A 12,902-nucleotide genomic window follows, 5' to 3' on the forward strand; every position below is an offset into this window, starting at 1 on the left:
CACGCGTGCCCGCTGCGCGCCCCGACGCCGGTGCTGTCCCGCGCCGCGGCGATGAACTGGGGAGCACGCTGATGCCGGACGGACTGCCGACCGAGATCGATCTGACCAGGCCGAGCGCGGCCCGGGTGTACGACTATTTCCTGGGCGGGGCGCACAACTTCGAGATCGACCGGCAGCTGGCCGAACAGATCGCCAGCATGACGCCGAATCTCGCCGCCACCATGCGTTCGGGCCGCGAGTTCCTGCGCCGGGCCGTCCGGGCGCTGCTCGACGCCGGCATCGACCAGTTCCTTGACATCGGCTCCGGAATTCCCACCGTGGGCAACGTGCACGAGGTGGCCCAGGGGGTGAACCCCAAGGCCCGAGTGGTGTATGTCGACATCGACCCGGTGGCGGTCGCGCACAGCCGGGAGTTGCTCGCCGGCAACGAGCTGACCGGGGTCATCCACGCCGACCTGCGTGAGCCGGAGCGGATCCTCGCCGAGACCCGGCAGCTCGGGCTGATCGACTTCAGCCGGCCGATGGGCATCCTGCTGGCCGGGGTGGTGCACTTCATCCCCGACAGCGACCGGCCTGAGGAGATTCTGGCCACCCTGCGGGCCGCCGCCGCGCCGGGCAGCTTCCTGGTCATCTCGCACTCCACGTTCGAGGACCAGCCGCAGGAGATGCTGGACGCCCAGCGTCTCTCCGCCCGGACGGACACCGAGATCACCCTGCGCTCCCGCGCCCAGGTCACCGGTTTCTTCGGGGACTGGACGGTCCTCGAACCGGGCGTGGTGCACATGCCGCTCTGGCGGCCCGACTCACCGTCCGACGTGGACGAGCACCCGGAGCGGTTCGGCGCCTTCGGGGGCGTCGCCCGGTACGACCAGCCCGCCGGCTGATCCCGTGGCCGCCGTCCCGGACCCCGCCGGGGTCGGTGCTGGCCGGGACCCCGCCGGGGTCGGTGCTGGCCGGGACCCCGCCGGGGTCGGTGCTGGCCGGGACCCCGCCGGGGTCGGTGCTGGCCGGGCCGACGCCCAGGGGTACGCCGCCGACTGGGCCCGTGCGGTGCGCCGCCTCGGGTTCGTGCCGCTCAGTGCGGCCGAGACCGAGCGGCTGCTGCTGGTGCACACGATCCGGCTGGCGCAGGCGGTGCGGGCGGAGCCCTTCTCCGCCCGCCCGGCCGAGGAGGTCGGGTGGGCGCTGGTGGAGGCGCACCTCACCGAGCCGCAGGCCCTGGACTGGACGCTGCACGCCCTCGGTGCGGATTTCGCCGACCGGGTGCTGGGTGGCCTCGACCGGCCGGCGGACCTCGCCGACCGGATCGCGGCGGTGCAGGGCGGGCTGGCCGCCGGGTTCGCCCGCGCGCTTCGCGACCGCACCTTCAGTCAGCAGGAACGGATCGCCCGTTCCGCCTGGCAGGCGCGTGACGAGGTCGAGCAGGCGCTGCGCGACAGCGAGGCACGGTTTCGGGCCGTCTTCACCGGTGCCGCCATCGGGATCGGCATCGCCGGCGTGGACGGTCGGATCATCGACGTCAACCAGGCCTTCGCCGACATGCTCGGCTACTCCATGGAGGAGTTGCGCGGGACCAACGTGGCGGCACTGTTCCACGCCGACGACGCCGCCGGGATGTGGGAGCTGTACCAGGAGCTGATCGAGGGCAAGCATGACGCGGCCCGGGTGGAGAAGCGCTACCACCGCAAGGACGGCAGCGTGGTCTGGACGGATCTGGCCGTCTCACTGATCCGGTACGACGACGGCCGGCCCCGGTTCACCGTCGCGATGATCGAGGACATCACCCAGCGGTACGAACTCCAGCAGCGGCTGCGCTTCCAGGCGTTGCACGACCCGCTGACCGGGCTGCCCAACCGGACGTTGTTCTTCGAGACGCTGGCGCGGGTCCTCGACGGCGCGGACAACGGGCGGCGAGTCGGGGTGTGCTTCCTCGACCTGGACGGCTTCAAGGCGATCAACGACAGCCTCGGTCACGACCTCGGTGACCGCCTGCTGGTGATGATCGGCCGGAGGCTGGCCGCGTGCGTGGCCGACCACGGCCACCTGGTCGCCCGGATGGGCGGCGACGAGTTCGTGATCCTCGTCGACGGTGGGGACGACATCGACGACGCGGTGGCCGTCGCGGAGGCCGCGCTGGCCGCCGTCGCGTCCCCGGTGCACGTCGGTGAACACCAGTTGGCCGTCTCGGCCAGTGTGGGCATCGTGCAGTGCCCGGCTGCGGAGACCTCCCCGTCGGAGCTGATGAAGGCCGCGGACACCACGCTGTACTGGGCGAAGGCGGCGGGCCGGGGCCGGTGGGCGGTCTACGACCCGGAGCGCAGCGCCCGGGACATCGCCCGGTCGGCGCTGGTGGCCGGGCTGCCCGCCGCACTGGACCGGGGCGAGTTCGTCCTGCACTACCAGCCGATCGTGTCGCTGCTGGATGGCAGCATGCTCGCGGTGGAGGCGCTGGTCCGGTGGGAGCATCCGGAGCTGGGCCTGATCGGGCCGGACCGGTTCATCGGCCTGGCCGAGGAGACCGGCCTGATCGTCCGGCTCGGTGAGTGGGTGCTGCGGCAGGCCTGTCACGACGCCGAGCGGTGGTGGCGGCAGTTCCCCGAGGCCAGGCTGGTGGTCAGCGTCAACCTGGCCGCGCGGCAGGCCGACGACCCGGCGATCGTGGAGACGGTGGCCGACGCGCTGCACACCAGCGGGCTGCCGGCCGAGCTGCTTCAACTGGAGCTGACCGAGAGCGCCGTGATGGGCAGCGCCGACGAGCCTCTGCGCAGCCTGTACCGGCTCGCCGCGCTCGGCGTCCGGCTGGCGGTGGACGATTTCGGCACCGGATACTCCAACCTGGCGTACCTGAGGCGGCTGCCGATCCACTGCCTGAAGCTCGCCGGCCCGTTCGTCGAGGGCATCCGCGCCGACGGCACCGACGTCGCCGCCGACCACCGGGACGAACGGATCGTCGACGCGCTGGTCCGGTTGGCGCACGCGCTGGAGCTGTGGGTGACCGCCGAGGCGGTGGAGACCGAGGTGCAGGCGGAACGGTTGCGGGCGTTGCGCTGCGACACCGGGCAGGGGCGATTCTTCGGCGCCCCGGCTCCGGCCGACACGATCATCGCCCGGCTCCGTGGCGGGGCGACGGCGTGAGCGGGGGCCCACTACGGTTCGGTCGGCACCGATGGCGGCGATGGGAGGTGGCGACGTGAGCCTGACGGACTCGCAGACCGTGGTGACGGTGGTGGCCGGCCTGGCCATCCTGGCCGGGTTGGCCGGCGTGGTGGTGCCCGGCCTGCCGGCGTTGCCGCTGTGCTGGGGTGGTGTGCTGGTCTGGGCGGTCTTCGGCGGTGCGGGCATGGTCGGCTGGGCGGTGTTCGGCGCTGCCACTGTGGTCGTGGCGGGCGGGACCGTGATCAAGTACGCGTGGCCGGGCCGGAACCTGAAGCGCACCGGTGTGCCGACGTCCACACTGCTCGCCGGCGGCGTGCTCGGCATCGTCGGGTTCTTCGTGGTGCCGGTCGTGGGGCTGGTGCTCGGCTTCGTCGCCGGGGTGTGGGCGGCGGAGCGGCTGCGGCTCGGCAGCAACCAGCTCGCCTGGCCGTCCACAGTGCAGGCGCTCAAGGCCGCCGGTCTGTCGATGCTGGTCGAGTTCGCCGCCTGTCTGGTCGTTACCGCACTGTGGCTGGCCGGCCTGCTGCTGGCGTGATCCCCCGGTCGGACGAGTTCGAGGCGATAAGGCGGAGCGGCAGCGGCTAGGGTCGATTCCATGCGCGTCGTGGTGCTTGGCGGTCTTGGTGCCTGGCCCTCCGCCGAGCAGGCGTGTGCGGGCTTTCTGGTCGAGCACCACGGCTTTCGGCTGTTGGTCGATCCTGGCTACGCGACAGTGCAACCGCTGCTGACCCGGCTGCCCGCCTCGGCGGTCGACGCGGTGTACGTCAGCCACGGCCATCCCGACCACTGCGCCGACCTGCAGCCACTGCTGCGGGCCAGGGTGTTGCCCGACCGGTCCGCGCCGGCCCTGCCGGTGTACGCGCCAAGCGGCAGCCTCGACCCGCTGCTCGCGATCGACGAGTCAGGGCTCATCGACACGGCGTACCGACTGCACGGGTTCACCCCCGGCGACAACTTCGGCGTCGGTCCGTTCACCGTGCGGACATGGTCACTGCCGCACTGGGTGCCGAACGCCGGGGCCCGTTTCACCGCCGGCGGGACGGTGCTGGCCTACACCGGGGACACCGGGCCGAGCCCGATGTTGGTTGAGTTGGCCCGCGACGCCGACCTGCTGATCGCCGACGCGACGTATGTCGACGAGATCCCGGACCGGCATGTCGGATTCCTGTCGAGCGCCGCCGAGGTGGGTCGCTACGCCACCGCGGCACGGAGCAGAGCGGTCCTGCTGACGCACCTGTGGCCTGGCACGGACCCCGACGCGGCCGTCGCCGCGGCACGGCGGGCATACAGCGGTTCGGTCGACGTGGCCCGGTCGGGCCTGCTGGTCGACCTGCCCGCCTGACGCCGGGGCTCGTCGTGACGGGGGTGGGGGCGCGGGGCACTGGTCGGGTACGGCGACGCGCCGTACGTGAGAGAGAGGTGTGCCCCGCGCCGCCGCGGTCCGGGCGGTCCGAGCGCCCGGGGGTACGCCCGTCGCGAACGGGCTGGTCACGGGCTCAAGGATGCGGCCGGGGTGGCCGCCGGGGCAACACAATTAGCCGTCGGCGGTGACATTCCCGCCGAGTATGTATTGACCGTCTTGATCGCGCGGGATCACACTTTGCCCACTCGCACGCGGAACCACCTCAGGGAGGTGTGCAGTGGCAACGACCCCCGTGCCGACCGCCGAGCAACCGATGGACGACGACGCCCGACGGCTCGCCGAACTCGGCTACAAACAGGAGTTGCGCCGCAAGTGGAGTGGCTTCTCCAACTTCGCCATCTCGTTCTCGATCATCTCGATCCTGGCCGGCTGCTTCACCACCTTCGGTCAGGCGTGGAACAACGGCGGCCCGGTCGCCATCTCCTGGGGCTGGCCGCTGATCTCCCTGTTCATCCTGATCATCGGTTTCTGCATGGCCGAGCTGGTGTCGGCGTACCCGACCGCGGGCGGGATCTACTGGTGGGCGGCCACCATGGGTCGCCCGGTGCACGGCTGGTTCACCGGCTGGCTGAACCTCATCGGCCTGGTGGCGGTCACCGCCTCGGTGGACTACGGCTGCGCGACGTTCCTCAACCTCACCCTGTCCGCGCTCTTCGACGGCTGGGCGGGGACGCTGCGGCAGGCGTTCGTCCTCTTCGTGATCATCCTGGTGCTGCACGGGCTGATCAACATCTTCGGGCACCGGATCATCGACGTACTCCAGAACGTCTCGGTCTGGTGGCACGTGGCCGGCGCGGCCGTCGTGGTGGCCATCCTGGTCTTCGTGCCGGACAACCACCAGAGCTTCCAGTTCGTGTTCACCGAGCGCTTCAACAACTCCGGTTTCGGTGACGGCGACGTCGGCGGGCTGACGTTCTGGTTCTACGTGCTGCCCCTGGGTTTCCTGCTGACCCAGTACACGATCACCGGCTTCGACGCCTGCGCGCACGTCTCCGAGGAGACCCGCGGCGCTTCGCAGGCCGCCGCGCGAGGGCTCTGGCAGTCGATCTTCTATTCCGCTGTCGGCGGCTGGATCCTGCTGCTGGCGTTCCTCTTCGCGGCCACCGACGTCGAGGCGGTCAACGCCGCGGGCGGCTTCTCCGGTGCCATCTTCGAGTCCGCGTTGACGCCGGTCTTCTTCAAGATCGTCATCATCATCTCCACCATCGGCCAGTTCTTCTGCGGGATGAGCTGCGTGACCTCGATGAGCCGCATGGCGTACGCGTTCAGCCGGGACCGGGCGGTGCCCGGGTGGCGACTCTGGTCGAAGGTCGACCGCAACGGCACCCCGGTCAACGCGATCATCGGCGCGACCCTGGCCGGCCTGGTGCTGACCCTGCCGGCGCTCTACGAGAGCTCGGCCGGCATTCCGATCGCCTTCTACGCGGTGGTCTCGGTGGCGGTGCTCGGGCTCTACCTGTCCTTCCTCATCCCGATCGCACTGCGGCTGCGGATGGGCGACCGGTTCGTGCCCGGGCCGTGGACGCTCGGCCGCAAGTACAAGCTGCTCGGCTGGATCGCGGTGATCGAGATCGCCGTCATCGCGGTCTACTTCGTGCTGCCCATCGTGCCCGCCGGGGTGCCCGGCAACGACGGGTTCACCTGGTCGGCCGTCAACTACGCGCCACTCGCCGTCGGCGGGGTGCTGCTGGTGGTCGCCGTCTGGTGGTACGCCTCGGCCCGCACCTGGTTCACCGGGCCCGTCCGTACCGTCGAGGAGCCGGCCGCGAGGTCAGAGCCTGCGGCGGTCGACGGCCCCGAATGACCCGAGCCCTGCCGGGGTCAGGGCTGCACCGGGTCCGCGAGACGGAACCCGGCACGGCCGGCGGGCGGCGGCTGCCGCTCGCCGGTCGTGAACCGGAGGATGCGGTCGTCCTGTGGCCTCGGCGTGCCGTTGCCGTCGCGGTTGCTGGTGGCCACCCAGAGGGAGCCGTCCGGAGCCACCTCGACGGTACGGAGCCGGCCGTAGGCACCCACCAACTCGGCGGCCGGTGTGCCGACCGTCCCGGCGGGGCTGATCGGGACGGCCCACAGCCGGGCTCCCCGCAGCGCGGCGACGAACAGGGTGCCGCCCGCGAAGGCGGCACCACTCGGCGACGCCTGCGCCGGGGGCCAGACGACCACCGGGGCACGGAAGCGGGGATCGTTGCTCGGGCCCTCCACGACCGGCCAGCCGTAGTTGCCGCCCGGGACGATGCGGTTCACCTCGTCCCAGGTGGCCTGGCCGAACTCGGTGGCGAACAGTCGGCCCTGCGCGTCCCAGGCCAGACCCTGCACGTTGCGGTGGCCGTAGCTGAACACCGGCGAGCCGGGGAACGGGTTGCTCGCCGGGACGCCACCGTTCGGCCGGATCCGCAGGATCTTGCCATTGCGGCTGGCCAGGTTCTGCGCGTTGGCTGGGACACCGGCGTCACCGACGCCGACGTAGAGCATCCCGTCGGGGCCGAAGGCGATCCGTCCACCGTTGTGGATGGATGCCCGCGCCGGGCCGCTGAAGATCACCTGCTGGCGTTGCGGCGCGTTCAGCCGGAACCGCGCGATCCGGATGTCGGACGCGGTGGTGAAGCAGACGTAGACCCACCGGTCCAGGCGGTACCGCGGCGAGACGGCCAGGCCGAGCAGGCCTCCCTCGCCGCCGCCGACCACTCCGGCGATCCGGGCGACCTGCGCCATCGGTTGGCCGGGTCGAACCCGCAGCACGGTGCCCTGGTTGCGCTGAGCCACCAGGGCGCTGCCGTCGGGCAGGAAGTCGAGCCCCCAGGGTGCTTCCAGCCCGGTCGCGACGACCTCCGGTTGGGTGAAGTCGAACCCGCCGGCACCGGCGGCGGTGACCGACCCGTCCGGCGTACGAACCCCCGCCTCGGCGCTCACCGCCGTGCCGAGCGCGATGGCGAGAGTGACGACGGTCAGGACTGCTCGAAGACGCATGACAACTCCTCGCGTGGTTTGCCGCCGACCACGCCGGGGGCATTGACGGTGATCCGGTTTGCCAGTAGACCTTGGTGATGGAGGCCCGCTCATGAGCAGAACGCCACTGACGCTGGAAGAGTTGCGGGTCGCTGTCGAGGCCGGCGAGATCGACACCGTGGTGTTGGCCCTGGTCGACATGCAGGGCCGCCTGCAGGGCAAGCGGTTCCACGCGCCCTTCTTCCTCGACCAGGTGGTGGCCAACGGCAGCGAGGGCTGCAACTACCTGCTCGCCGTGGACGTCGACATGAACACCGTCGACGGGTACGCGATGTCGAGCTGGGAGCGCGGCTACGGCGACTTCGCGATGGTGCCGGACTTCGGCACGTTGCGCCGCACACCCTGGCAGCCCGGCTCCGCGATGCTGCTGGCCGACCTCACCTGGCTCGACGGAACGGGCGACGTGGTCGCCTCGCCCCGGCAGATCCTGCGCCGGCAGTTGGACCGGCTGGCCGAGCACGGGCTGACCGCGTACGCCGGCACCGAGTTGGAGTTCGTGCTGTTCCGCGACTCGTACGAGGACGCCTGGCGGCGCGGCTACCGCGATCTCACCCCGGCCAACCAGTACAACGTCGACTACTCCCTGCTCGGCACCGCCCGGGTGGAGCCGCTGCTGCGCCGGATCCGCACCGAGATGGCCGCTGCCGGGCTCACCCCGGAGAGCGCCAAGGGCGAGTGCAACCTCGGCCAGCACGAGATCGCCTTCCGCTACGACGAGGCGGTCGCCTGCGCCGACCACCACGTGATCTACAAGAACGGCGCCAAGGAGATCGCCGCCCAGGAGGGCATGTCGATCACCTTCATGGCCAAGCCGAACGAGCGGGAGGGCAACTCCTGCCACATCCACTTCTCCCTGCGGGACAGCACCGGTGGCTCGGCGATGCTCGGCGACGGCCCGGCGCACCTGTCGCAGACCGGGCAGCGGGTGCTCGCCGGGCTGCTGGCGACCATGCGGGAGTTCAGCCTGCTCTTCGCCCCGAACATCAACTCCTACAAGCGCTACCAGCCCGGATCGTTCGCCCCAACGGCACTGCGGTGGGGGGTGGACAACCGCACCTGCGCGCTGCGGGTGGTCGGGCACGGGCAGGGCATGCGGGTGGAGAACCGGGTGCCCGGCGCCGACGTCAACCCGTACCTGGCGATCGCCGGCCTGGTCGCCGGCGCGCTGCACGGCATCGACAGTGAGCTGGAGTTGGGCGACGAGTGCACCGGCAACGCGTACGACGACCCGGAGGCCGAGCGGGTCCCCGGCACCCTGCGCGACGCCCTGACCCTCTGGGAGGGCTCCACTGTCGCCCGGGAGGCGTTCGGCGACGAGGTGGTGGCCCACTACGCCAACCAGGCGAGGGTCGAGCTGGCCGCCTTCGACGCGGCGGTGACGGACTGGGAGCTGACCCGTGGCTTCGAACGCCTGTAACGCGCCCCGCCGCGCCCAAGCGCCCCGCCGCGCCGATCATGGACTTGTGGTGCCCGGAGTGCGCCAGATTGCGGCTTTTGCGAGGCACCACAACTCCATGATCGACAACGAGGGGCGGGTGGGGCTGTGACTCTGGTTGTGGATCCGGCTAACGGGGTGGGGTTTCGGGAAGTGGCCGGGGCCTCGGTGGCGGAGGTGGACGGGGCGATCTCGCGGGCCGCCACCGCGTTCGAGGCGTGGCGGAGGGTGGCTCCCGGGGACCGGGCACGCCTGCTGCGGCGGTTCGCCTCCGTGGTCGATGCGCACCTGGAGGAGTTGGCCGCGCTGGAGGTCCGCAACTCCGGCCACACCATTGGCAACGCCCGGTGGGAAGCCGGCAACGTGCGGGACGTCCTGGACTACTACGCCGGGGCGCCCGAGCGGTTGACCGGGCGGCAGATCCCGGTGCCGGGCGGGCTGGACGTCACCTTCCACGAGCCGCTCGGCGTGGTCGGCGTGATCGTCCCGTGGAACTTCCCGATGCCGATCGCGGCCTGGGGGTTCGTCCCGGCCCTCGCCGCCGGCAACACAGTGGTGCTCAAACCCGCCGAGCTGACCCCGCTGACCGCGCTGCGGCTGGCCGAGCTGGCCCGCGAGGCAGGCCTGCCCGACGACGTGTTCATCGTCGTACCGGGCGAGGGCGCGGTGGTGGGGGAGCGGTTCGTCAGCCACCCGGCGGTCCGCAAGATCTGCTTCACCGGCTCCACCGAGGTCGGCACCCGGATCATGGCCGGCTGTGCGGCCCAGGTGAAGCGACTCACCCTGGAGCTGGGCGGCAAGAGCGCGAACATCGTGTTCGCCGACGCCGACCTGGAGCGCGCCGCCGCGACCGCGCCGGGCGCGGTCTTCGACAACGCCGGCCAGGACTGCTGCGCACGGTCGCGGATCCTGGTCCAGCGCCCGGTGTACGACAGGTTCCTGGCACTGCTCGAACCAGCGGTACGCGCAGTGCGGGTCCAGGACCCGTCCCGGGACACCGCCGAGATGGGTCCGCTGATCTCCGCGGCCCAGCGCGACCGGGTTGCCGGCTACCTGACCGGTGCGACTGTCGCCTTCACCGGCTCCTGCCCCGACAGCCCCGGGTTCTGGCACGCCCCCACAGTGCTGCTGGCCGACTCGCCAGCCGACCGGCACTGGCGGGAGGAGATCTTCGGCCCGGTGGTCTCGGTGCTGCCGTTCGACGACGAGGCCGACGCGGTCCGGCTCGCCAACGACACCGAGTACGGGCTCTCCGGCTCGATCTGGACCCGGGACGTGGGTCGGGCCCTGCGCCTGGCCCGCGCCGTCGAGTCGGGCAACCTGAGCGTCAACTCGCACTCCTCGGTGCGCTACTGGACCCCGTTCGGCGGGATGAAGCGTTCCGGGCTCGGCCGTGAGCTGGGCCCGGACGCGCTGCACTCCTTCACCGACGTCAAGAACGTGTTCATCGCGACAGAGGAGTGACGCCAGTGCAGGGTCGATTGCAGGACCGGGTGGCCGTTATCACCGGAGCGGGCAGCGGCATCGGGTTGGCCACCGTCCGGCGGTTCACCGCCGAGGGGGCCCGGGTGGTCTGCGTGGACATCGACGTGGCGGCCGGCGAGAAGGCCGCCGAGGAGTGCGGCGGCGAGTTCGTCTGCGCCGACGTCGCCGACGAGCCGGCGGTACGCGACCTTTTCGACGGGGTGGTCGACCGGCACGGCCGGGTGGACATCGCGTTCAACAACGCCGGCATCTCGCCGCCCGACGACGACTCCATCCTGGACACCGGCCTCGACGCGTGGGAGCGGGTGCTGCGGGTCAACACCACCAGCGTCTACCTCTGCTGCAAGTACGCGATTCCGCACATGCGCCGACAGGGCAAGGGGTCGATCATCAACACGGCCTCGTTCGTGGCGCTGATAGGCGCGGCGACGTCGCAGATCGCGTACACCGCGAGCAAGGGCGGCGTGCTGGCGATGACCCGGGAGTTGGGTGTGCAGTTCGCCCGCGAGGGCATCCGGGTCAACGCGCTCTGCCCCGGCCCGGTGGCCACCCCGTTGTTGCTGGAGTTGTTCGCCGCCGACCCGGAGCGGGCCGCCCGTCGGCTGGTGCACGTGCCGATGGGCCGCTTCGGGCAACCCGAGGAGATCGCCGCCGCGGTGGCGTTCCTGGCCAGTGACGACGCCTCGTTCATGACCGCCGCGCAGTTCGTGGTCGACGGCGGCATCACGGGCGCCTACGTCACCCCACTGTGAGCGCGAGGAGTGAGCCGGGTTTTGCGAGCCCCGCAGTCGCGATCGGTGCCGGCCCTGTGAGCGCGAGGAGTGAGCCGGTCTTGCGAGCCCCGCAGTCGCGAACCTTGGCAGCCCTGTGAGCGCGAGGAGTGAGCCGGTCTTGCGAGCCCCGCAGTCGCGAACCTTGGCAGCCCTGTGAGCGCGAGGAGTGAGCCGGGTTTTGCGAGCCCCGCAGTCGCGAACTCTGGCAGCCCTGTGAGCGCGAGGCCGCTGATCGGGATCAGCGCGTACGTCGAACCGGCCGACTGGGCGGTCTGGAGGGGCGTGCCGGCCGTGCTGGTGCCGGCGGCTTACGTGCGGGCGGTGACGGCGGCGGGCGGCCGGGCGGTGGTGCTGCCCCCGGACGACGTGGACGGCGAGGTGGTGGCCGTCCTGGACGGGCTGCTGCTGGCTGGTGGCGCCGATGTGGGTCCGGGGCGGTACGGCCAGCGGCCCGACCCGCGTACCGAGGACCGGCCGGACCGGGACGCCGGTGAGTTGACCCTGCTGACCGCCGCCCTCGCCGCCGAGCTGCCGGTGTTGGGGGTGTGCCGGGGGATGCAACTGCTCGCCGTGGCCTACGGCGGGACACTGCACCAGCATCTGCCCGATGTGGTCTGTCACGAGGCACACCGTCCGGCGCCCGGTGTGTATGGCAGCCATCCGGTGCGGTTCGCGCCGGGCAGTCTGGCCGCGACGGTGTTGGCCGGGGTGGGCCGGGTCAACTCGTACCACCATCAGGCGGTCGCCGACCCGGGCCGGTTGTCGGTGACGGGTTGGGCGGAGGACGGTGTGGTCGAGGTGGTGGAGGACCCGGCCCGGCCGTTCGTGCTGGGGGTGCAGTGGCACCCGGAGAACGAGCCGGACCCTCGTCCGATCACCGCCCTGGTCGGGGCCGCTGGCCAGCGGATCGGCGGTGGGTGTGACGGACATCGCCCCCGCGCGCTGGTGCCGCCGGTGGGAGGATCAGCGTATGGGCAAGGTCTATCCGGAGATCGACGCTCGACTGCGTGACTTCGTCGCGGCCCAGGCGGTCTTCTTCGTGGCCACCGCTCCGTCCGGCGCGGAGGGCCATGTCAACGTCTCGCCGAAGGGCATGCGGGGCACGTTCGTGATCCTCGGGGCGCACCGGGTGGCCTACCTCGATTACCACGGCAGCGGGGCGGAGACCATCGCCCACCTGCGGGACAACGGCCGGATCACGCTGATGTTCTGTGCCTTCGACGGGCCGCCGAAGATCGTCCGGTTGCACGGTCGGGGCAGCAGCGTCGCCGTGACCGAGGACGCCTTCGCCGACCGGCTCGCCGAGTTTCCCGCACCGCCGGACGTGCATGCCGTCCGGGCGGTGATCACGGTCGAGGTGGAGCGGGTCAGCGACTCCTGCGGCTACGCGGTGCCATTGATGGACTTCCGCGCCGAACGTGATCTGTTGCTCACCTCACACTCGCGTCGTACGGCCGATGACCTGGTGGTCTACCGGGCCAGCAGGAACGCGGCGAGCATCGACGGGCTGCCTGTCTTCTGACGTGTCGGGGCGCTGCGGCGACCGCCGTCCGACGCCGCCTCGGGCCCGCACTGTCCGGTGCCCGACCGCTCAGGCGTAGGTAAACAGCGTCCGCCTGTCGTG

Annotated in this window: 11 protein-coding genes; 10 read left to right on the forward strand and 1 reads right to left on the reverse strand. The window is 71.4% G+C overall.

What is annotated here, in order from left to right; all coding sequences use genetic code 11:
- Positions 1-71: 71 nt before the first annotated feature.
- The 5 genes from CLT68_RS13500 to CLT68_RS13520 all read left to right on the forward strand — a co-directional run bounded on the left by CLT68_RS13500 (position 72) and on the right by CLT68_RS13520 (position 6,383).
- Positions 72-884, forward strand: coding sequence for an SAM-dependent methyltransferase (locus CLT68_RS13500; RefSeq protein WP_088946683.1), 813 nt, complete (start codon positions 72-74; stop codon positions 882-884).
- Between the two features lie 4 nt (positions 885-888).
- A complete protein-coding gene (locus tag CLT68_RS13505; protein ID WP_486482160.1) occupies positions 889-3,135 on the forward strand; it encodes a putative bifunctional diguanylate cyclase/phosphodiesterase in 2,247 nt (748 codons plus the stop codon).
- A gap of 55 nt (positions 3,136-3,190) precedes the next feature.
- A complete protein-coding gene (locus CLT68_RS13510; protein ID WP_088951520.1) occupies positions 3,191-3,691 on the forward strand; it encodes a DUF456 domain-containing protein in 501 nt (166 codons plus the stop codon).
- A gap of 60 nt (positions 3,692-3,751) precedes the next feature.
- Positions 3,752-4,498 (forward strand): MBL fold metallo-hydrolase, encoded by a 747-nt coding sequence (locus CLT68_RS13515; RefSeq protein WP_099851254.1) that lies wholly within the window; start codon positions 3,752-3,754, stop codon positions 4,496-4,498.
- A gap of 298 nt (positions 4,499-4,796) precedes the next feature.
- Positions 4,797-6,383, forward strand: coding sequence for an amino acid permease (locus tag CLT68_RS13520; protein WP_099851255.1), 1,587 nt, complete (start codon positions 4,797-4,799; stop codon positions 6,381-6,383).
- A 17-nt stretch (positions 6,384-6,400) separates the two neighbouring features.
- On the opposite strand, the gene CLT68_RS13525 is transcribed toward CLT68_RS13520, so the two are convergent.
- Positions 6,401-7,546, reverse strand: a complete 1,146-nt coding sequence (locus CLT68_RS13525; RefSeq protein ID WP_099851256.1) for a PQQ-dependent sugar dehydrogenase — start codon at positions 7,544-7,546, stop codon at positions 6,401-6,403.
- 91 nt (positions 7,547-7,637) lie between these two features.
- On the opposite strand from CLT68_RS13525, the gene CLT68_RS13530 reads away from it, so the two are divergent.
- From CLT68_RS13530 to CLT68_RS13550, 5 genes are all read left to right on the forward strand, one after another.
- Positions 7,638-9,002: a glutamine synthetase family protein gene (locus CLT68_RS13530; protein ID WP_099851258.1), complete on the forward strand. Its 1,365-nt coding sequence runs from the start codon at positions 7,638-7,640 to the stop codon at positions 9,000-9,002.
- Between the two features lie 126 nt (positions 9,003-9,128).
- Positions 9,129-10,484, forward strand: coding sequence for an aldehyde dehydrogenase family protein (locus tag CLT68_RS13535; protein ID WP_099851259.1), 1,356 nt, complete (start codon positions 9,129-9,131; stop codon positions 10,482-10,484).
- A 5-nt stretch (positions 10,485-10,489) separates the two neighbouring features.
- Positions 10,490-11,257, forward strand: a complete 768-nt coding sequence (locus CLT68_RS13540) for a 3-oxoacyl-ACP reductase (RefSeq protein ID WP_099851261.1) — start codon at positions 10,490-10,492, stop codon at positions 11,255-11,257.
- Between the two features lie 234 nt (positions 11,258-11,491).
- Positions 11,492-12,289, forward strand: coding sequence for a gamma-glutamyl-gamma-aminobutyrate hydrolase family protein (locus CLT68_RS13545; RefSeq protein WP_099851262.1), 798 nt, complete (start codon positions 11,492-11,494; stop codon positions 12,287-12,289).
- Positions 12,249-12,800: a pyridoxamine 5'-phosphate oxidase family protein gene (locus CLT68_RS13550; RefSeq protein ID WP_099851264.1), complete on the forward strand. Its 552-nt coding sequence runs from the start codon at positions 12,249-12,251 to the stop codon at positions 12,798-12,800. The genes CLT68_RS13545 and CLT68_RS13550 overlap by 41 nt, the downstream gene beginning before the upstream one ends.
- Positions 12,801-12,902: the final 102 nt, after the last annotated feature.

The sequence above is a fragment of the Micromonospora sp. CNZ299 genome, assembly GCF_002754415.1.